At 67.5% G+C, this 19,396-nt stretch carries 15 protein-coding genes; 10 read left to right on the top strand and 5 right to left on the bottom strand.

What is annotated here, in order from left to right; all coding sequences use genetic code 11:
* Positions 1 to 420: hypothetical protein (locus PK98_RS17430; protein WP_235425528.1), on the top strand; the 420-nt coding region annotated here is incomplete at its 5' end.
* A gap of 7 nt (positions 421 to 427) precedes the next feature.
* Here PK98_RS17430 and PK98_RS14415 read toward each other — a convergent pair.
* Positions 428 to 2,230: a DEAD/DEAH box helicase gene (locus tag PK98_RS14415; RefSeq protein WP_081996259.1), complete on the bottom strand. Its 1,803-nt coding sequence runs from the start codon at positions 2,228 to 2,230 to the stop codon at positions 428 to 430.
* A 233-nt stretch (positions 2,231 to 2,463) separates the two neighbouring features.
* Between PK98_RS14415 and rimO the strand changes: the two genes are divergently transcribed.
* Together rimO and PK98_RS14405 are read left to right on the top strand one after the other, a co-directional pair.
* Complete coding sequence (gene rimO, locus PK98_RS14410) at positions 2,464 to 3,855, top strand: 30S ribosomal protein S12 methylthiotransferase RimO (protein WP_039097487.1); 1,392 nt, start codon at positions 2,464 to 2,466, stop codon at positions 3,853 to 3,855.
* Between the two features lie 47 nt (positions 3,856 to 3,902).
* The gene (locus PK98_RS14405) at positions 3,903 to 4,982 is read left to right on the top strand and encodes a serine hydrolase domain-containing protein (RefSeq protein ID WP_052208755.1); all 1,080 of its coding nucleotides are present in this window, start codon (positions 3,903 to 3,905) and stop codon (positions 4,980 to 4,982) included.
* Positions 4,983 to 5,008: 26 nt separating this feature from the next.
* Here PK98_RS14405 and PK98_RS14400 read toward each other — a convergent pair whose 3' ends face one another.
* Positions 5,009 to 5,899, bottom strand: a complete 891-nt coding sequence (locus tag PK98_RS14400; RefSeq protein ID WP_039097486.1) for a bestrophin family protein — start codon at positions 5,897 to 5,899, stop codon at positions 5,009 to 5,011.
* 12 nt (positions 5,900 to 5,911) lie between these two features.
* Positions 5,912 to 6,646 carry a bifunctional 2-polyprenyl-6-hydroxyphenol methylase/3-demethylubiquinol 3-O-methyltransferase UbiG gene (gene ubiG / locus PK98_RS14395; protein WP_039097485.1) on the bottom strand — a complete coding sequence of 245 codons (735 nt, stop codon included), beginning with the start codon at positions 6,644 to 6,646 and terminating at the stop codon, positions 5,912 to 5,914.
* A 69-nt stretch (positions 6,647 to 6,715) separates the two neighbouring features.
* Between ubiG and PK98_RS14390 the strand changes: the two genes are divergently transcribed.
* From PK98_RS14390 to PK98_RS14375, 4 genes are all read left to right on the top strand, one after another.
* Positions 6,716 to 7,984 carry an aspartate kinase gene (locus PK98_RS14390; RefSeq protein WP_039097484.1) on the top strand — a complete coding sequence of 423 codons (1,269 nt, stop codon included), beginning with the start codon at positions 6,716 to 6,718 and terminating at the stop codon, positions 7,982 to 7,984.
* Positions 7,985 to 8,099: 115 nt separating this feature from the next.
* Entirely contained in the window at positions 8,100 to 9,314 is a 1,215-nt protein-coding gene (locus tag PK98_RS16445; RefSeq protein ID WP_200885044.1) for a methyltransferase domain-containing protein, read from the top strand.
* Positions 9,304 to 10,344, top strand: a complete 1,041-nt coding sequence (locus PK98_RS14380) for a polysaccharide deacetylase family protein (RefSeq protein WP_200885043.1) — start codon at positions 9,304 to 9,306, stop codon at positions 10,342 to 10,344. The genes PK98_RS16445 and PK98_RS14380 overlap by 11 nt, the downstream gene beginning before the upstream one ends.
* Positions 10,341 to 11,357, top strand: a complete 1,017-nt coding sequence (locus PK98_RS14375; protein ID WP_052208753.1) for a glycosyltransferase family A protein — start codon at positions 10,341 to 10,343, stop codon at positions 11,355 to 11,357. The genes PK98_RS14380 and PK98_RS14375 overlap by 4 nt, the downstream gene beginning before the upstream one ends.
* A 1-nt stretch (position 11,358) precedes the next feature.
* On the opposite strand, the gene PK98_RS14370 is transcribed toward PK98_RS14375, so the two are convergent.
* Complete coding sequence (locus PK98_RS14370) at positions 11,359 to 13,167, bottom strand: ABC transporter ATP-binding protein (protein ID WP_052208751.1); 1,809 nt, start codon at positions 13,165 to 13,167, stop codon at positions 11,359 to 11,361.
* A gap of 298 nt (positions 13,168 to 13,465) precedes the next feature.
* Between PK98_RS14370 and PK98_RS14365 the strand changes: the two genes are divergently transcribed.
* Positions 13,466 to 15,601 (top strand): M3 family metallopeptidase, encoded by a 2,136-nt coding sequence (locus PK98_RS14365; protein WP_039097483.1) that lies wholly within the window; start codon positions 13,466 to 13,468, stop codon positions 15,599 to 15,601.
* A 219-nt stretch (positions 15,602 to 15,820) separates the two neighbouring features.
* Positions 15,821 to 17,452, top strand: a complete 1,632-nt coding sequence (locus PK98_RS14360; RefSeq protein WP_039097482.1) for a glycoside hydrolase family 43 protein — start codon at positions 15,821 to 15,823, stop codon at positions 17,450 to 17,452.
* Between the two features lie 27 nt (positions 17,453 to 17,479).
* Here the strand turns inward: PK98_RS14360 and PK98_RS16800 are convergent, their stop codons facing one another.
* Positions 17,480 to 18,094 carry a TetR/AcrR family transcriptional regulator gene (locus tag PK98_RS16800; RefSeq protein ID WP_039097481.1) on the bottom strand — a complete coding sequence of 205 codons (615 nt, stop codon included), beginning with the start codon at positions 18,092 to 18,094 and terminating at the stop codon, positions 17,480 to 17,482.
* Between the two features lie 120 nt (positions 18,095 to 18,214).
* On the opposite strand from PK98_RS16800, the gene PK98_RS14350 reads away from it, so the two are divergent.
* The gene (locus tag PK98_RS14350) at positions 18,215 to 19,396 is read left to right on the top strand and encodes an efflux RND transporter periplasmic adaptor subunit (protein WP_039097480.1); all 1,182 of its coding nucleotides are present in this window, start codon (positions 18,215 to 18,217) and stop codon (positions 19,394 to 19,396) included.

Here is a 19,396-nt window from a genome sequence, read left to right as displayed (position 1 = left end):
TCAAACGTAATGGATACGAATGAACATGCTCAAGATCCCGATGCCCGTGGTGAGCACCAGAACCCGGCAACGACCTGGTTACTGCCAACCGGAGCCTTAAAACCCCCGGCAGCAGGCGCCGTCGCCCACATGTCCCTTCATCAAAATCAACAATGTCAAAGAACCACCAAATACCTTGCAGCGAACAACCATCCTACCCGATCTTCACCGAGTGTCAGATTGTCCGTCCAAGTTGGCGACCAACTGTTCGGCGCCGGTCAAAACCGGCAGCGCCCCGTCGGTGAAACGGCATATATGGAAGGCTTCCCGACCCGTCAACACACTATGGCAATTTTGTTGCGGGCCAGGAAGAAGATGCTGAAAAATAACGCTTTTGGATCAGGCGGACGTGGCCCGGCCACTCCCGCAGCTAGGACTTAACCGAGAATCAGCCCTTGCCGGGCCGTCCGCGCGGCGGCCCACTACGACGACCTCCGCCATCAGCTCCGCTGCGCTTGCCGAGATACCCGCCGCCGCCATGCGGCTTGCCGCCATGGCGCGGACCGTCATTGGCGGCCTTGCCCCGGTGGAACGGCTTGCCCGGCTGACGACGCTGTGGTGCGCCGAGATCGCCCGGACCATCCGGTGCCCGTTCGATCCGCACGCCTGCGTCGTCTCCACCTTCGCCGTCACCCTGACCGGCCGTCCGGGCGATCGCACCGGCGAACTTCTCGGCAATGCCGCCCGGCACCTGGAAGAACGTTTCCGTCTGCCCGATGCGGATGGCGCCGATATCACCGCGCGCCGCATGGCCACGACGGCACAGCAGCGGCAGCAGCCAGCGCGGATCGGCATTCTGGCGCCGGCCCACATCGATGCGGAACCACACGGCATCTTCGAACCCGGGGCGCGGCGCGTCACGGTCGCGCGACTCGCGCGGCATGTCGGGCGTCAGATCCTCGGGCTCCGGCATGGAGGCACGGTGGCTGCGCACCAGCGCCGCGGCGATGTCTTCCGGCGACATCCGTTCCAGCAGCACGGCTGCCAGCGCGCGATCTTCGTCATCCGCCTCTACCGGCTTCAGCAACGCTTCCATCAGGCGCGCACGGTCCTTCTCGCGGATGTCCGCCGGGCCGGGCGCCGGGCCCCAGGTCGCGTCGACACCGGCACTGCGCAGCAGCATTTCGACCCGACGGCGACGTGGGTACGGCACCACCAGTACCGCAGTCCCCTTGCGACCCGCGCGGCCTGTCCGGCCGGAACGGTGCTGCAACGCCTCGGCGTCACGCGGCACTTCCACATGGACCACCAGGCTCAGCCCCGGCAGATCGATACCGCGCGCCGCCACATCGGTCGCCACGCACACGCGGGCACGACCGTCGCGCAATGCCTGCAGCGCCTGATTGCGCTCCGACTGCGAATGTTCGCCGGACAGGGCCACGACGGCAAAGCCACGCTCCTGCAAGGTGGCATGCATCCGCCGCACGTTGTCACGCGTCGCGCAGAACAGGATGGCGGTCTCCGCCTCATGGTACCGCAGCAGGTTGACCACGGCATTCTCGACTTCGGACGGAGCGACGGGCATCGCCTGGTAGGAGATGTCGCCATGGCCACGCTCCTGCCCGACGGTGGAGATCGCCAGCGCATCACGCTGATACTGCCGGGCCAGCGCCACGATCGGGCGCGGCATGGTGGCGGAGAACAGCAGCGTGCGCCGTTCGGCCGGGGTCGCATCCAGGATCTCTTCCAGATCCTCGCGGAAACCCATGTCCAGCATCTCGTCCGCCTCGTCCAGGACGGCCGCCTTCAGCGCCGACAGGTCGAGCGCGCCGCGCTCCAGGTGATCGCGCAGGCGGCCGGGGGTGCCGACCACAATGGTGGCGCCCGCACGCAGTGCCTGCCGCTCCATCTGCGGGTTCATGCCGCCGACGCATGTCGCGATGCGCGCTCCCGTCTGGCTGTACAGCCATTCCAGTTCACGGCTCACCTGCAGCGCCAGTTCGCGCGTGGGGGCGATGATCAGTGCCAGTGGGCCGGCGCCAAACCGCACCCGGCCGCTTTCGTCCAGCAGGTTCTCGGCCATGGCGAGGCCGAAGGCCACCGTCTTGCCCGATCCGGTGCGGGCGGACACGATCATGTCGCGGCCAAGGGCCTCGTCCTGCAGGACCGCGCCCTGCACTTCGGTGGGTTCGGTATAGCCCTGCGCTGAAAGCGCAGCGCCGATGGTCGGCGGAAGGTCGTTGAAAGTCATGGTTTTCCGTATGTCTCACGGACGGCAACAGCGCCGCACGTGTCCTGCCGAAATGCCTGCGGGCGACCATGGGATCGCGCGAATGCCGGCAGAGAACGGGAGGGGGATGGGCGTCCATAGCCGAATTTGCGGCAGAATGCGATGGCTGATCGGGCCTTGCGATCCACGAAGCCTTCGCCATCTGCGCTGCTACTGGCGCGCGGGCGCCTTTGCGTGTAGAGGCGCCGGCAATCATGGCAACGCGAATTAGTGACGCTCCTCGCGTCGGAATGGTCAGCCTGGGCTGCCCCAAGGCACTGGTCGATTCCGAACGCATCCTGACCCGGCTCCGCGCCGATGGCTATCGCATGTCCGCCGACTATGCCGGCGCGGACGTCGTGGTGGTCAACACCTGCGGTTTCCTCGACAGCGCCAAGGAAGAAAGCCTGGAGGCGATCGGCGAGGCGATGGCGGAGAATGGCCGCGTCATCGTGACGGGCTGCATGGGTGACGAGGCGGCCATGATCCGCGCACGCTTCCCCGACGTGCTGGCGGTGACCGGCGCCCATCAGTACGAACAGGTGGTCGACGCGGTGCATGACGCCGCCCCGCCCAGCCAGGGGCCCTTCATCGACCTGATCCCGCAGGTGCTGGACGACGAAGGCGGTGTGAAGCTGACCCCGCGCCATTACAGCTACCTGAAGATCTCCGAAGGCTGCAATCATTCCTGCTCCTTCTGCATCATTCCGCAGCTGCGCGGAAAACTCGCCAGTCGCCGGATCGATGCGGTGCTGCGCGAGGCGGAGAAGCTGGTCGCGGCCGGCACGCGCGAATTGCTGGTGATCAGCCAGGATACGTCGGCGTACGGCGTGGACATCCGCCACCAGGAACAGAGCTGGAAGGGTCGTCAGGTGCGCGCGCACATGACCGACCTTGCCCGCGAACTGGGCCAGCTGCGCACGCCGGAGGGCACCACGCCCTGGGTGCGCATGCACTATGTCTATCCCTACCCCCATGTCGACCAGGTCATCCCGCTGATGGCCGAAGGGCTGCTGACGCCCTATCTCGACATCCCGTTCCAGCACGCCAGCCCCGGCGTGCTGAAGGCGATGCGCCGTCCGGCCAACGAGGCCAAGGTGCTGGACCGCATCCGCAACTGGCGCGAGATCTGCCCGGACCTCGCCATCCGCTCCTCCTTCGTTGTCGGCTTCCCGGGCGAGACGGAAGACGACTTCCGATACCTGCTCGACTGGCTGGAGGAAGCCCAGCTCGACCGGGTAGGCGGCTTCCGGTTCGAGCCGGTGGAGGGCGCGACCGCCAACATATTGCCGGGCGCCGTACCGGAAGAGGTGAAGGAAGAACGCTTCCAGCGCCTGATGGAGGCGACCAGCCGGATCAGCACCGCCCGCCTGGCCGCGAAGGTCGGCCGCATCCTGCCCGTCATCATCGACGAAGTGGGCGAACCTGACGAGGAGGATGGCAGCATCGGCGCTACCGGCCGCAGCCAGGCCGACGCGCCGGAGATCGACGGCCAGGTCCTGCTGCGCGACGTGCCGGCGGACTTACAGCCGGGCATGATCGTCGACGTGCTGGTGGAAGAGGCGGACGCGCACGATCTGTTCGGGGTACCCGTAAGCCAGCGATAGGCTGCCTGTCCTTGTCCATGCGCCCGCCTCGCACCACTTGGCGGCGCATGGACAAGCTCAGCTCAGCCCTCGCTCCTGCCCTGCTGCTGATCACCGGATGCAGCCCGTCTGGCGCTTCGGGCGCGTCCGGGCAGGAAGAGTCGGCGCAGACCACCGGGCTCGACGCACAGCTGATGACCCAGGCGGTCGAGCGTGCCGATGCCATGGCGCCGCTCAACAGCCTGGTGGTGATGCGCGGTGGCGAGGTACTGCTGACCCGGCCGTTCCACGATGGCCCGCCCGTCAGCCAGCCGGTCAACATCAAGTCCGCTTCCAAGTCGGTCATCTCCGCCATGGTAGGAATCGCCATCGACAAGGGCGTGTTCACCGGTGTGGAACAGCCGGTCCTGTCCGTGCTCGGCGACAAGGCACCCCCTACCCGCGATCCCCTGCTGCAGAAGCTGCATATCGGGCATCTGCTCTCCATGCAGGCGGGGCTGGAGCGTACCAGCGGTGACAATTACGGTCGGTGGGTGACCAGTCCCGACTGGGTCCGCTACGTGCTGGCGCAGCCCTTCGTGGCGCGTCCGGGCGCGGACATGCTCTATTCCACAGGCAACACGCATCTGCTGTCCGCCATGCTCACCCGCGCCAGCGGCCGGTCGACCTACGACCTGGCGCAGGAATGGCTGGCGCGCCCGCTCGGCATCACCATCCCGCAATGGCCGCGCGATCCCCAAGGGATCTATGTCGGCGGCAACGACATGCTGATGAGCCCGCTGGATCTGGCGAAGTTCGGCGAGATGTACCGGCTGGGCGGCGTGGTGGATGGCCGGCAGGTGGTCCCGCGCGAATGGATCGGGGCGAGCTGGAGCCCGCTTACCACCTCCCCGTTCAGCGGCGGCGATTACGGGCTGGGCTGGTTCGTCAGCGGCGTCGGCCGGCACCCGCTCTATTATGCCTGGGGCTATGGCGGGCAGATGCTGTTCATCCTGCCCGACCTGCAGCTTACGGTGGTAATGACCAGCGACACGGATGTGGAGCGTGGCAGCACGCATCTGGGCGATCTGCGCGAACTGTTGACGAACTACATCGTCCCGGCGGCCGAGTCGGGTGGCGCGTGGCGTCAGGCGAAGTCCGGCGGGTAGGTTGACGCCGACGCGACCAGCCCGGCTCAGCTCAGCAAGAACCGTTCCGGCTGCAGCGGCGCCGGTGGCTGCTCGCCCAGGTGCGGCGCCAGGCTGATCTCCGCCGCGCGACAGATCGCATCCAGCGGCAAGCCGTTGGCGGTCATGGCGAAGGGATGGGCCAGTTCCTCCGTCACCTCGGCCAGACCCAGAAACACATAGCCGACGATCGCCACGAACACGGGGGTCATCCAGCCCGCCGGCCCGACCAGTGCGAAGGGCAGCAGCAGGCAGAACAGCCAGATCGTGCGGTGGATCAGCAGCGAATAGACATAGGGCAACGGCGTCACCGCGATCCGCTCGCAGCCGGCCTGCCGCAGCGCGATGTTGGACAGCCGGGTGCTGAGCGCGCGCAGGCCGAAACCGTCAATTGCGCCGGCCCCCGCTGCTTCCGCCAGACGCCAGGTCATCACGTCCAGCATCGCGTCAGGCGGATGCACCCCTTGTGCCATTGGTCCGGCCAGCGCCAGCGCCTTCTGGTCATCCTCCAATCCGCGCAGATTGGCGCGATGCAGGTGCAGGAAGGCGAGCGCTCCGCGCAGCAGATCATGCCGCGGGCTCTTGTCCGCGATGAACAACTCCGCCTCACGCGCCAGGCTGCGCATGTCGGCCAGCAGCCCGCCCCACAGCTTGCGCGCTTCCCACCAGCGTTCGTACGCGGCAGCGTTGCGGAAGCCCAGGAACAGCGACAGGGCCAGCCCGAAGGACGAATAGGCCGCGCTGTCGATACGCGGCAACCGGCGCCACTCCATGTCCACCCACACCAGGACGCCTGCGAACAGCACCATCAGCAGCACCCGCGGCGCGATATGCGGCACGATGGACCCGCGCATCGCGAAGGCGAGATCGAGGCCGGTGGGCTTGTCGCGGACGATCATCAGCCCGGCCTCTCAGGCGTGACGCGCAGTGGTGATGAAGTCGAGCGACATGTCGCCGGACAGGTGGAAGCCCCGCGCCGGCGAAAAGGCGATGCCGCGCGGCTCGTCCATGCGCAGGCCGGCGTCGGCCAGCAGAACGCGCAGATCGTCCGGCGTCAGGAAGTCATCCCAGTGATGCGTGCCCCGCGGAACCGCCCCGACCATCTCCGCCGCGCCGACCAGCAGCACCCGGCTGGCCGCCGTCCGGTTCGGGGTGGACAGCACCAGCAGCCCGTCCGGCGCCAGATGGCGTGCAAGCTCGCGTACGAAGGCCGGCTTGTCGCCGACATGCTCGATCACTTCCAGGCAGGTGACGAGATCGAACCTGCCGTCCAGCGTCGACAGCTCGCCGGCGTGGTAGGTGATCGCCAGTTCGCTGCCGGCGGCATGTGCCTGCGCGGCGGCGATATTGCCCGGCGCCGCATCCACGCCCGTTACCGCAGCACCCAGCCGCGCGAGCGGCTCCGCCAGCAGACCCGCACCGCAGCCGACATCCAGCGCAGTCCTGCCCGCTAGGGGTGCCGCGCTCTCGATATCGCCGCCCCAGTGCAGGTCGATCACTTCGCGCAGGAACGCCAGCCGGACCGGGTTCAGCCGGTGCAGCATCGCGCTGCTGCCCCGTGGATTCCACCAATCGGCGGCCAGGCGGTCGAAATGGGCCGCCTCGGCATCGCGGATGGTAACATTTGCGACAGTTGCATCACCCATGCAGCCACCCTAACAGCGCCGCGGGCAGGTGGCCAGACGGCGCCTGATGCAAGCGGGAAGGACGGGTTCTTGGCGCGGATCGTGATGAAATTCGGCGGCACGTCGATGGCCGGGTCCGAGCGCATCCGCCGCGTGGCCAACATCGTGCGTCGCCAGCAGGCGGCCGGGCACGAAGTGGCGGTGGTGGTCAGCGCCATGGCGGGCGAGACGGACCGGCTGGTGAACTGGTGCCGGGAAGCGAACCCGCTCTACGATCCGGCCGAGTACGACGTCGTCGTCGCCAGCGGCGAACAGGTGACCAGCGGCCTGCTGGCGCTGACGCTGCAGGCGCTGGGCTGCCAGGCGCGCAGCTGGCTGGGCTGGCAGATGCCGATCCACACGGTGGAGGCCCACAGCAAGGCACGCATCGCCAATATCGAGACCGACGCGCTGCTGGCGGCGATGGCCGCGGGCGAGATCGCGGTGATCCCCGGCTTCCAGGGACTGTCGGACGACAACCGCATCACCACGCTGGGCCGTGGCGGATCCGACACCAGCGCGGTGGCCGTGGCGGCCGCAATCGGCGCGGATCGCTGCGACATCTATACCGACGTGGACGGCGTCTATACCACCGATCCGCGCATCGTGGCGCGGGCGAAGAAGCAGGAATTCGTCACTTACGAAGAGATGCTGGAGCTGGCATCGGTCGGTGCCAAGGTGCTGCAGACCCGCTCCGTCAGCCTGGCGATGAAGGCGGGCGTGCGGGTGCAGGTGCTCTCCAGCTTCGTGGAGGACGGCGTGCCGGCAGACGACCTGCCCGGCACGATGATCGTATCGGATGAGGAAATGGCCGCAATCATGGAAAGCCGGGGAATGGAAGCGCAGCTGGTCACCGGCATCGCGCACGACAAGAACGAAGCCCGCGTGGTGCTGACCCGCGTGCCCGACCGTCCGGGCGCGGTCAGCCTGATCTTCGGCCCGCTGGCCGAAGCCGGCATCAACGTGGACATGATCATCCAGAACGTCGGCCGCGACAAGGGCGAGACGGACGTGACCTTCACCGTGCCGCTGGCCGACCTGGCGCGGGCACAGGCCCTGCTGGAGGACCGCCGCGGCTCGATCGGCTACAACCGGATCGTGGTGGATGCCAAGATCGCCAAGATCAGCGTCGTGGGCGTCGGCATGCGCAGCCATGCCGGCGTGGCCGCTACCATGTTCCAGTCGCTGGCCGATCGCGGCATCAACGTGGAAGCGATTTCCACCAGCGAAATCAAGATCAGCGTGCTGATCGACGAGGACGAGACCGAACTGGCCGTCCGCGTGCTGCACAGCGCCTACGGCCTCGACGCGGAGGACTGACGCGGCACCCCTGTTCGTTAACTCCAAAGCCGTATAACGGTCGACCGGAGGGCAACAGGGGATCGCCATGCTGGGACGCGGCACACGCAGGCTTATCAACGAGGCAAGGCGCATAGTGGCCCGGCTGCGCGGCGCAAAGACGGTGCCGCCGGGCCTGGTCCACATGGGCGACCTGCGCAGCCTGGAGCCGCTCAGCCGCGAATATGGCTTCGACCGGGGCGACCCGATCGACCGCTATTACATCGAGGCGTTCCTGCAGTCGCAGAGCGCGCTGATCGCCGGCCGGGTGCTGGAGGTGGGCGAGCGCCTGTATACCGAGAAGTTCGGGCAGGGCGTGACGCAGAGCGATATGCTCCACATCGACGATCACCCGGACGCCACCTATGTCGACGACCTGACCGATGGCGAGACAATCCCCGACGACACCTACGACTGCGTGATCCTGACGCAGACGCTGCACCTGATCTTCGACATGAAGGCAGCGGTGCGCACCCTGTTCCGCGTGCTGAAACCCGGCGGCGTGCTGCTGTGCACCGTCCCTGGCATCACCCAGATCGCCGACAGCGACTGGAACGACACCTGGTACTGGTCCCTGTCCAAGGGCGCCGCGACGAAGCTGTTCGGGCAGGCCTTCGGGCCGGAACACGTGCAAGTCGTGCAATATGGCAACGTCCTGAGCGCGACCGCCTTCCTGCACGGCATGGCCACGCAGGAACTGCAGCGGCACGAGCTGGACCATGCGGATCACGAATACCCGGTCATCATCGCGATTGCCGCCCGTGCGGGCGAGCCTGCGATGAAGATGCGCATGACCGATCGGTGGAACTATGCCGGCAAGCCGGCCACGCCCTATGATGACGAGACCAGCTACGGCAAGGGCATGGCCTGGCTGGACGGACATGGCGCCACGATCGAGGATTGGGGCTGCGGCACCTGCTACGCCCAGCGCTTCGTGACGCAGAGCCGCTATGTCGGCGTCGATGGCAGCGACAGCGAGCAGGCGCACATCAAGGCCGAGTTGCAGGAATACCGCTCGGACGTCGACTGCATCTTCATGCGCCATGTGCTGGAGCATAATTGGGGCTGGCGGCAGATCCTGGACAATGCGCTGCAATCCTTCGGCAAGCGCATGGTGCTGGTGACCTTCACGCCCTTTGCCCCGCCGGGTGCGCGCGGCGACGACGTGCTGGACAGCTACGGCCCGATCCCCGACCTTGCCCTGGACCGCGACGAGCTGCGACAGAAGCTGGGCGCGTTGCTGGTGCGGGAGGAGCAGATCGAGACAAGAACGCAGTATGGCACCGAAACTCTCTTCTATCTTGAAAAGTAATCCGTTCGTCCGCCGGATCGTCTGGCCGGTGCGCCGGCGCTGGCGCGGCCTGACGCCCCGTGCCGGAATCCTGATGTACCATCGGGTGGGCGCCGAAGCGGTCGATCCGTGGAACCTGTGTGTCAGCCCCGAACGGTTCGAACAGCAAATCGAGCTGCTGGCCCGCCGGCGCGCGGCGGTGGACCTTGGCGCCTTTGCCGGCGAAGGCGTGGCGGATCGTACGGGCAGCAAGCTGGCCGTCACCTTCGACGATGCCTATCGCGACAATCTGGAAGTCGCGCTGCCAATCCTGGAGCGGCACGGCGTTCCGGCCACGTTCTTCGTCATATCGGACGCGCTCGGCCGCACCCGCGAGTTCTGGTGGGATGCGCTGTGCCGCGCAGTGCTGGAAAGCGATGCCGTGCCCACCGCGCTGGAGATCACGCTGGGCGGCCGGAACCACTGGTTCACCATCAATGACGACAGCGCGACCACCAGGGCCGCAACGCGCTGGATCGCCGATCGGGAGGATCCACGCACCGGACGCGAACGTCTGTACATGGATCTGTGGAACGCCATCGTGTTGCTGCCGCCGGCCGAGCAGGATGTGGCGGTGGACGCGATCCTGCTGTGGGCCGGCATGCCGCTGGCCGGGCCGGAAAGCCGCCGCCCGGCTACCCGCGAACAGATCGCCGCGCTTGCCGGCCATCCGCTGGTCCGCATCGGCAATCATACGCGCAACCATCCCAGCTTGCCCGACCACGATGCAGCCCGGCAGCGGGACGAGATCGCCGGCTGCCAGCGCGCGCTGGAAGATCTGGTCGGCGGCCCCATCGACCGGATGAGCTACCCCTTCGGACGCAACAATGCAGCGTCGGGCCACATCATCGCGGAGCTGGGCATCCCCGTCGCCTGCACCAGCTATCCGGCGGCGGTCACCCGCGCGACGCCGCGCCATCAGCTGCCACGAATGCAGGTGCTGGATCAGGACGGAGACCGGTTCGCCCGCTGGCTGCGCGACGACCATGCCCTGCTGGAGGGCAAGGCGTGAGCGCCCCGCCGCCGACATCCCCCCCGCTGATCACCGCCGTGATGATCTTCCGCAATGGCGAGGACTACATCGCCGAGGCGATCGAGAGCATCCTGGCGCAGAGCTTCACCGGGTGGGAGCTGGTGCTGGTGGATGATGGCAGCTGGGATGGCGCCACCGCCATCGCCCGTGCCTTCGCCGCGGCGCACCCCGCCCGCATCCGCTACATCGAACATCCCGATCATGCCAATCTGGGCATGAGCGCGTCGCGCAATGCCGGCGTCGCGGCCGGGCGCGGCCGGTACATCTCCTTCCTGGATGCCGATGATATCTGGCTGCCGCAGCGGCTCGGCATGTTCATGGACGTCGCCCGGCAGTTCCCGGAAGCCGGCATGATCTACGGCCCCACGCTGTACTGGTACAGCTGGGCGGGCGACGGCGAGACCTATCTGGGGCAGGAGGATCAGCCCGGCGACATGCAGCTGCCCGTGCGCACGCTGATCCCGCCCCCGGTCGCCCTGCGCAAGTTCATCCAGACCGCCGGGGGCTGCCTGCCCGGCATCTGCAGCCTGCTGGTTCGGCGGGACGCCTATGATGCGGTCGGCGGATTCGAGCCGAGCTTCCGCGGATTGTACGAGGATCAGGTGTTCCTCAGCAAGATGACCGCGACCCATCCGGTGGTGGTGATCGCGGAGGTGCTGGATTACTACCGCCAGCATGCCGCCTCCTGCTGCTCGCAGGCGCTGACCACGGGCGAGTATGACCCGGTCGGCTACCATCCGGCACGTGGTACCTATCTGCGATGGCTGCAGACCTATCTGCGCAAGATCGGGCTGGATGATGCGGTGCTGGACCACGCGGTGGCGCGGCAATTGCGGCCGTATAGTATCCCTGGCTACATCCCGATGGACAAGCGCATCCGGCGGTTGTGGAACGGCGCGGCGCGGCGGATCAGGGCGGTGACGCCGGGCATCGTGCTGCGGCAATGGTGGCGCCTGAACGCGTGGCGGCACGCCCGGCGTGCAGGCCCGTAGATCAGGCGCCCAGTTCGCTTTCCAGCCGGGTGCCGACCTCCTGCAGGCGCAGCATTCGGCTGTACAGGCCGCCGCTGCCGGCCAGGACAGCCGGCGGCCCCTGCTCCACCACCTGTCCGCGATCGAGCACGATGACGTGGTCGGCGTTGCGCGTGGTGGCCAGCCGGTGCGCGATGACCAGCACGGTGCGGTCCGCCGCCCCCCGCCGCAGGGTCGCCAGCACCTCGGATTCCGTCACCGCATCCAGCGCATTGGTCGCCTCGTCCAGGATCAGGATGGCGCCGGGCCGCAGCAGCGCGCGGGCAATCTCGATCCGCTGGCGCTGCCCGCCGGACAGTAGCACGCCGCGCTCCCCCACCTGCGTGTCGTAGCCGAATGGCAGGTCGATGATGAAATCATGGATCTCCGCCGCCTGTGCCGCCGCCTCGATCTCGCCTTGCGTGGCGTCGGGCCGCGCCCAGGCGATATTCTCCCGCACGGTGCCGGAAATAAGCCCGGTATCCTGCCCCGATATCGCCAGCTGCGCCCGCCACCAGCCAAGATCCAGCGCGGTCAGCGGCGTGCCCGCCACGCTGATCGTGCCGCTGTCGGGATCGTGGAAGCGGTACAGCAGGTTGGTGACGGTGGACTTGCCCGCCCCCGACGCACCGACCAGCGCGGTGGTCCGGCCCAGGGGGATGGCGAAGCTGGCATCGGCCAGCGCCGGGCGCCGTTCCTGCGACTTGCCGTCGTATGAGAAGCTGATCGCGTCGAACACGATCTCGCCCTGCAGTGCCGGCAGGCTGGCCGTGCCGGTCGCCCGGCGCGACCATGCGGGCAGCGCATCCAGCCGCGCTACGGAGGCGAGCGAGGCATCGGCCTGCACCAGCCCGGTGCGGCTCTGTTCCAGGGCGGCGATGTTGGGCTGCAGCCGGTGCAGCAGTGCGATGAAGGCGATCAGCGACGCCTGCCCCAGGTCGATCCACACCGCCGCGATCAGCAGCAGGGCGACGATCGCGGCATAGGCCACCTCCTGCAGCCCGCTGATCCCGGTGGTGACGCGGGTCAGGTCGATATCGATCCGCAGCAACCGGTCGGTCAGGCGCACGAATTGCGACTGCACCTGCGGTTCCTGGCCGTAGGCCCGGGTCATGCGCATGTTGTCCAGCAATTCGTAGGAGCGGACCGAATAGGCTTCCGCCCCGCGTACCTTGGCCGCGCCCAGATCGCGGACCCGCTTGTCCGCGGCCCGCCGGATGATCGACACGGCCGCCACCAGCAGCCCGGCGATCAGCGTGAGCTCCGGCGAGATCAGCAGCAGCAGGGCACCCAGCGCCAGCACGATGCAGGCGGAAGAGAACAGGTCGAACACCGCGAAGATCGCGTCCGTGACGTTCCACACCTCCGTATCCAGCGTGTTGATCAGCGTGCCGTGATCCGTCACGCACAGGAACTGGTAATCGCTGTCAAGCAGCCGCTGGTGGATGCGCCCCGCCAGCTCCAGGCTCAGCCGGCTGCCCAGCACCGCGACGTTGATGCGGTTGATGTAGGTCAGCAGCACCCGGCCGGCGACCAGCGCCACGATGAACCCGGCGATCAGGAACAGGCGGTTGTCGGCGCCCGCGAAATCCACCAGCTGCGACAGGGTGCGCGGCAGCCAGCCCTCCTCGTCCTCCACCAGGCTGCCGCCGGAAAACAGGGTGCCGATCAGCGGGATCAGCATGGAGATGCTGAGCCCGTCCATGATCGAGATCAGCACGCTGAACAGCGGCAGCATGCTGATGCGCAAGGGATAGGCGCGGAACGCCTCCCGCACCCAGGACAGGATCATGCGCCTCACGTCAGCCGGATGCTCCGGATCGCCGCATTCCCCTTGACCGCACCCCTGTTCGCCCCTGCAATGTCGGATCGGCCTGTCCCCTGCATCCGCAGGCCGGCTCGTGCCGGTAATAGCGGCCAAAACGCTTAGCAACCTCTCCAGCGGGCCGGAATATCTGATGATCCGAAATGAGACGTCCCGCGCGTACGAGGCGCTCGCTTCCGGCTCGTCGTCCGATGGGCATGTAGGCTGAACTTTACCTGCGGGATGAAAGGTTTATGCTGCCCATTGTTCATTTATTACGGAGCTCATGGTGCATCCTGTCTTCCTTGCGGCCACCGCATTGTCCCTGATCATGTCGTCCGCCGTCCACGCCCAGACCACCCAGCAGGCCGGGACCGCGGCGCCTGCCGACGGCAATCCCCTGCTGCAGACATGGGGCGGATCCTATGGCGGCGTGCCCCCGTGGGATCAGGTCCGGCCCGAACTGTTCCCGGAGGCATTCGCCACTGCACTGGCGGAACGTCAGGAGGAGTACGAGCGGATCGCCAGTAATCCTGCCGCGCCCACGTTCGAGAACACCTTCGTGCCGATGCAGCTGGCGGGCGAGCGGCTGGGCCGTGTCAACGCGCTGTTCGGCGTGATGACCAGCAACATGAACAACCCGGCCTATCAGGCGCTCGATGCCGAATGGTCGCCCAAGCAGTCGGCCGCGCAGGATGCGATCACCTTCAACCCGGCGCTGCTCGCCCGGATCGAGGCGATCTACAATACCCGGGAGACCAGCGGGCTGGATGCCCAGCAGCAGCGGCTGGTGACACGCACCTACGAATCCTTCGTGCGCCAGGGCGCCAAGCTGGACGCCGCGCAAAAGGAACGCCTGTCCGCGATCAACCAGCAGCTCGCCAGTGCGTTCTCGACCTTTTCCGAGAAGCTGCTGGCCGATGAGGCGACATATATCGCCGTTACCGACGAGGCGGAACTGGCCGGCGTGCCGGCCAGCGTGAAGTCCGTCGCCCGCGCTGCGGCGCAGGAGCGCGGGATCGAAGGCTGGGCCATCGTCAACACCCGCTCCGCGGTGGACCCGGTCCTGACCGCCGCCACGGACCGTGACTTGCGTGAAAAGGTCTGGCGCGCCTTCGTCAACCGCGGCGACAATGGCGGGGCCAGCGACACCAACGCCACCATCGCCACCATCCTGCAATTGCGGGACGAGCGGGCGAAGCTGCTGGGCTTCGACAATCATGCCGAATGGCGGATGCAGGACACCATGGCCAAGACGCCCGACGCGGCGATGGACCTGATGATGCGCGTCTGGCCTGCCGCCACTGCCCGCGTGGCGGAGGAGGTGCGCGACATGCAGCAGATCGCCGATGCGGAAGGCGCCGGGCTGACGATCGAACCGTGGGACTACCGCTTCTACCAGGAGAAGGTGCGCAAGGCGCGCTACGACCTCGACCAGGCGGAGCTGAAGCCGTATTTCGCGCTCGACAACATGATCGACGCGGCCTTCTGGTCGGCCAACCGGCTGTATGGCCTGCAGTTCGAGGAGATCAGCGGCACGGTGCCGGTGTTCGAGCCGAATGTCCGCGTCTGGCATGTGAAGGACAAGGACGGCGCGGAGGTCGGCCTGTTCTACCGCGACGATTTCGCCCGCACGGGCAAGCGGTCGGGCGCCTGGGCAACCACCTACCGCAGCCAGCGCGACCTGCCCCCGGCCAAGAACGTGCTGTCATCCAACAACAACAATTTCGCCAAGGGTGCACCGGGCGAGCCGGTGCTGATCAGCCTGGACGACGCGGAAACGCTGTTCCACGAATTCGGCCACGCGATCCACTCCATGCTGCAGGACGTGACCTACCCCGGCCTTGCCGGCACGCCGCGCGACTTCGTGGAATATCCCAGCCAGGTGAACGAGCACTGGCTGCTGACGCGTGAGGTGCTGGACCAGTTCGCCCGCCATTACCAGACGGGCGAAGCGATGCCGCAGGCGTTGCTGGACAAGGTGACGGCGGCGCAGACCTTCAACCAGGGCTTTGCCACGGTGGAATATCTGTCCAGCGCGATCGTCGACATGAAGCTGCACACCGCGGCCGAACCGGTGACCGATCCGGATGCGTTCGAAAGCGCGACGCTGGCGGAGATCGGCATGCCGAAGGAACTGGTGATGCGGCACCGCCTGCCGCAGTTCAATCACCTGTTCTCCTCCGACGCGTACTCGGCCGGCTATTACAGCTATCTGTGGTCGGAAACGATGGACGCCGACACCTGGGCTGCGTTCGAGGAAGCCGGCGGACCGTGGGACAAGGCCACCGCCGACCGCTTCGCAGAAGTGCTGCTGTCCACCGGCAACGAGACGGACCGGGCGGACGCCTACCGTGCCTTCCGCGGCCGCGACCCGGACGTGAAGGCCCTGCTGCGCATCCGCGGCTTCCCCGTCGACTGATGCGGCCCGTCCCGCCGGCAGCTTCCCTGCCGGCGGGGCACCAGCCGTTTCGATACCGACAAAAGAGACTCCTTGCGTCACGTCCACCCGCGCGGTTAACGTTACCATAGAAGGCGGAACACAGCGTGTTACCGTCGTGAAGGGGTGAGAGATGATCGACCATCGTGTCGGCGGGCAGCCGCATCGTGACGTTCAGGGCCGGGCTTGCGAGGCATCGGCATGAGCATCGCCGCGACCCTGCTGGCCGCCAGCGCCAGCTTCGGCTGGTTCAGCTATGACGGCGCCGATCCCGTGGATCAGGCAGTCGTCGTCGCCCCTGACGAATATCGCAACCCGATCCTGCAGGGCTTCTACCCCGATCCCAGCATCACGCAGGTGGGAGAGGACTACTATCTGGTCCATTCCACCTTCAGCTGGTTTCCCGGCATTCCCGTGTGGCACAGCCGCGACCTCGTCAGCTGGCGGCAGATCGGCAACGCGATCGACCGGCCGGACCAGCTCGATTTCGGGAAGCTGGGCATGTCGCGCGGCGTGTTCGCGCCCGCGATCGAGCATCATGCCGGCACCTTCTACATCCTGAACACCTGCGTCGACTGTGGCGGCAATTTCGTCATCACCGCCAGCGATCCGGCCGGCCCCTGGAGCGATCCGGTCTGGCTGCCCGACCTGGAAGGCGGGATCGATCCGTCGCTGTTCGTGGATGCAGATGGCAACGCCTGGCTGATCAACAACGGGCCGCCGGTCGGCACCCCCCGCTATGACGGGCATCGGGCCATCTGGATCCAGAAGTTCGATCTTGCCACGTTGAAGACCATGGGCGAGCGCACGGTGCTGATCGATGGCGGCGTGGAGCCGGATACCAATCCGGTATGGATCGAAGGGCCGCACATCTACCAGCACGATGGCTGGTACTACCTGTCATGTGCCGAAGGCGGCACCAGCCTGAACCATTCGCAGGTGATCCTGCGATCGCGTACACCGGACGGGCCCTACACGCCCGGCCCCAACCCGATCCTGACGCAACGCGACCTGCCGGCCGATCGCCCCTACCCGGTGACCGCCGCAGGCCATGCCGATTTCGTCACCACGCCCGATGGCCGCTGGTGGGCCAGCTTTCTGGCGATCCGTCCGTATGCCGGCGACTTCGCCAATACCGGGCGGGAGACCTTCCTGCTGCCGGTCGAATGGCACGATGGCTGGCCGCAGATCCTGCCGCCGGCCACGCCCATCCCCCTCAGCCTGCCGCGTCCCCTGCCAGCCGACACGGCCGGCGCACCGCCGACCAGCGGCGCCTTTGCCTGGCGCGAGGAGTTCGACGGACCGACCCTGTCGCCCGAATGGATCGGGATGCGGATCCCGCGCGAACAATGGTGGGATCTGGCCGCCGAGCCCGGCACGCTGACGCTGCAGGTCCGACCGGACGGGCTGGGCAGCTTCGGCAATCCGTCCTTCCTGGGCAGGCGACAGAGCCATGCGCATGCCAGCGCCGCCACCAGCGTCACCCTGCAGGGCGACGTCGGCCAGGCCGGCCTGGCGGCGGTACAGAACGACGATTACTGGCTGGCCATCGCCGTCACCCGGCAAGGCGGCACGCAGAAGGTCCGCCTGTTGCGCCGCGCCGGGCCGGAGGAGGTCGCCGCAGGGATTGCAGTGGCCGAGGCATCCGTACCCGCGAGCGGACCGGTCGAGCTGAAGGCCGAGGCGGACGGCGCCACTTACCGCTTCAGCTATCGCGACGAGGCCGGCTGGCATCAGCTCGGGCCCGACCAGGACGGTACGCTGCTCAGCACGGAGCGCGCGGGCGGTTTCACCGGCGCGGTGTTCGGCCTGTTCGCCAGCGATGTTCCGTGATCCGGCTGCCCAAGGGCAGCCAACCGGTCAGCACAGCCCTGCGCCGATGCAGAAGAATCGCACCTTGTCCGCCAGGTCGCCGGGGCTGCTGGCGGCCGCGCCATGGCTGATCGCCTCCGTGTGCAGATCGTAGATCAGCAGGCCCAGGAAGATCTTCGCCAGCGTCTCCGGCGGGGCGTTCAGCCGGTGCCCCTCGTCCTGCCAGCGGGCGAACAGCCGCGTCAGGAAGCCGCGCGCACTGGCCATCGTGCGCCCATGGAAACGGCGGGCGAATGCGGGGTTCTCCAGGCTGTAGGCAATTACGACGCGGGACAGGGCAACCTCCCCCGGATCAAGGAAGCGTTCGTGCAGGTCCTGCGCCAGCACCGCCAGCACCTTGGCCGGGGGGCGCCTGCCATCGGCCAGTTCCTGCAGGCGGTATTCCTTGGCGCAGACGCGCTGCTCCATCACCGCTTCCAGCAGGCCGCTCTTGTTGCCGAACAGCTTGTACAGCGTCGCCAGCGATCCGCCGGCACATTCCACCACATCGGCCAGGGTGGTACGTTCGAAGCCCTGTTGCAGGAACAGCGTGTCGGCACAGGTAATGAAGGCGTCACGTCGCCGGTCCAGCCGGGCGCTGCCCTCGTCCGCCGGCAGTTCCACGGGGCCGTTGCTGTCGTTCGCCGATGAAATTTGCTTGACCCTGTCTGACCCTGCTTGAACCAGCTTCGTGTAACGGTTATTACACGTTCGCACGTGCACAATCAATCCGAAGGTCTCTTTATGCGTATCGCGCTGCCGCTGGTTGCCGCCATGGGCCTCATGCTGTCTGCCTGCGGCGAAGCCCCGGCGGAGGCGCCGCCGCAGGCGATGCCGGTCCAGACCGTCACCGTGTCCGGCCGCCCCCTGCCCGAGATCATCGAGCTGCCCGGCCGGATCGAGGCGGTCCGGGTGGCGGAGGTGCGCGCCCGCGTGACCGGCATTATCCAGCGCCGCCTGTTCGAGGAAGGCACGACCGTGCGCGCAGGCCAGCCGCTGTTCCGCATCGATCCGTCGGAACTGCGCGCCGCGCAGGCCCAGGTCGAAGCCAGCCTGCAGCGCGCCCGCGCCACGGCGGCCAACACCGCCGCGGTGGTGGACCGGTATCGCCCGCTGGTGGAACAGAACGCCATCAGCCGGCAGGAATATGACGCCGCAGTCGCCGCCAACCGGGGCGCGCGGGCCGACGTGGCGCAGTTGCAGGCGCAGCTGCGCGCTTCGGCACTGCAGCTCGGCTACACCAATGTGACCGCACCGATCTCCGGCAGGGTGGGCCGTGCGGAAGTGACCGAGGGCGCCTTCGTCACGCAGGCCGAAGCCACGCTGCTGACCCGGATCGAGCAGATGAGCCCGGTCTGGGCCACCATCGAGCAGTCCGCGGCCGACCAGCTGCGCATGCGCCGGCTGGTCGACACCGGTCAGCTGCGGCTGAACAATCCGGTCCGGGCGGAGCTGATCCTGCCTGACGGCAGCACCTATGGCGTCACCGGCGCGATCGACTTCCTGGGCCAGTCGGTCAGCGCGACCACCGGCACTGTGCAGCTGCGCGCCGAATTCGCCAATCCGCAGGGGCTGCTGCTGCCGGGCGAGTTCGTCCGCGTGCGGCTGACCGTGGGGGAGCTGACCAACGGCATCGCGGTCCCGCAGGGCGCCGTCAGCGTGACGCCGGAAGGCGGATCGGTGTTCGTGGTGGTCGGCGGCAAGGCCGTCGCCCGCACGGTGGAACTTGGCGAGATGATCGACGGCCAGTGGCTGATCGACGGCGGGCTGAAGCCGGGCGACGTGGTCATCACCAGCAATCTGCAGAAGCTGCGTGACGGGGCACCGGTCCAGGTGCAGCAACCCGCCGCGGCACGCCCGCAGGGTCAGGCGTCGGGTCAGGCGCGACCGCAGCCGCAGGCCTCCGCCGCCACGCAGGGACGCTGA

It is taken from the genome of Croceibacterium mercuriale, from assembly GCF_000802385.1.
In the GTDB taxonomy this organism is placed as follows: Bacteria; Pseudomonadota; Alphaproteobacteria; order Sphingomonadales; family Sphingomonadaceae; genus Croceibacterium; species Croceibacterium mercuriale.
Note: the sequence above shows the minus strand (reverse complement) of the source record. Positions and strands in the feature narration are given on the sequence as shown.

Coding starts and splice junctions, on each gene's coding strand:
- PK98_RS14360 (WP_039097482.1), top strand. CDS start 15,821: ATGAGCATCGCCGCGACCCTGCTGGCCGCCAGCGCCAGCTTCGGCTGG.
- PK98_RS14405 (WP_052208755.1), top strand. CDS start 3,903: ATGGACAAGCTCAGCTCAGCCCTCGCTCCTGCCCTGCTGCTGATCACC.
- PK98_RS14350 (WP_039097480.1), top strand. CDS start 18,215: ATGCGTATCGCGCTGCCGCTGGTTGCCGCCATGGGCCTCATGCTGTCT.
- PK98_RS14415 (WP_081996259.1), bottom strand. CDS start 2,230: ATGACTTTCAACGACCTTCCGCCGACCATCGGCGCTGCGCTTTCAGCG.
- PK98_RS14400 (WP_039097486.1), bottom strand. CDS start 5,899: ATGATCGTCCGCGACAAGCCCACCGGCCTCGATCTCGCCTTCGCGATG.
- rimO (WP_039097487.1), top strand. CDS start 2,464: ATGGCAACGCGAATTAGTGACGCTCCTCGCGTCGGAATGGTCAGCCTG.
- ubiG (WP_039097485.1), bottom strand. CDS start 6,646: ATGGGTGATGCAACTGTCGCAAATGTTACCATCCGCGATGCCGAGGCG.
- PK98_RS14370 (WP_052208751.1), bottom strand. CDS start 13,167: ATGATCCTGTCCTGGGTGCGGGAGGCGTTCCGCGCCTATCCCTTGCGC.
- PK98_RS14365 (WP_039097483.1), top strand. CDS start 13,466: ATGGTGCATCCTGTCTTCCTTGCGGCCACCGCATTGTCCCTGATCATG.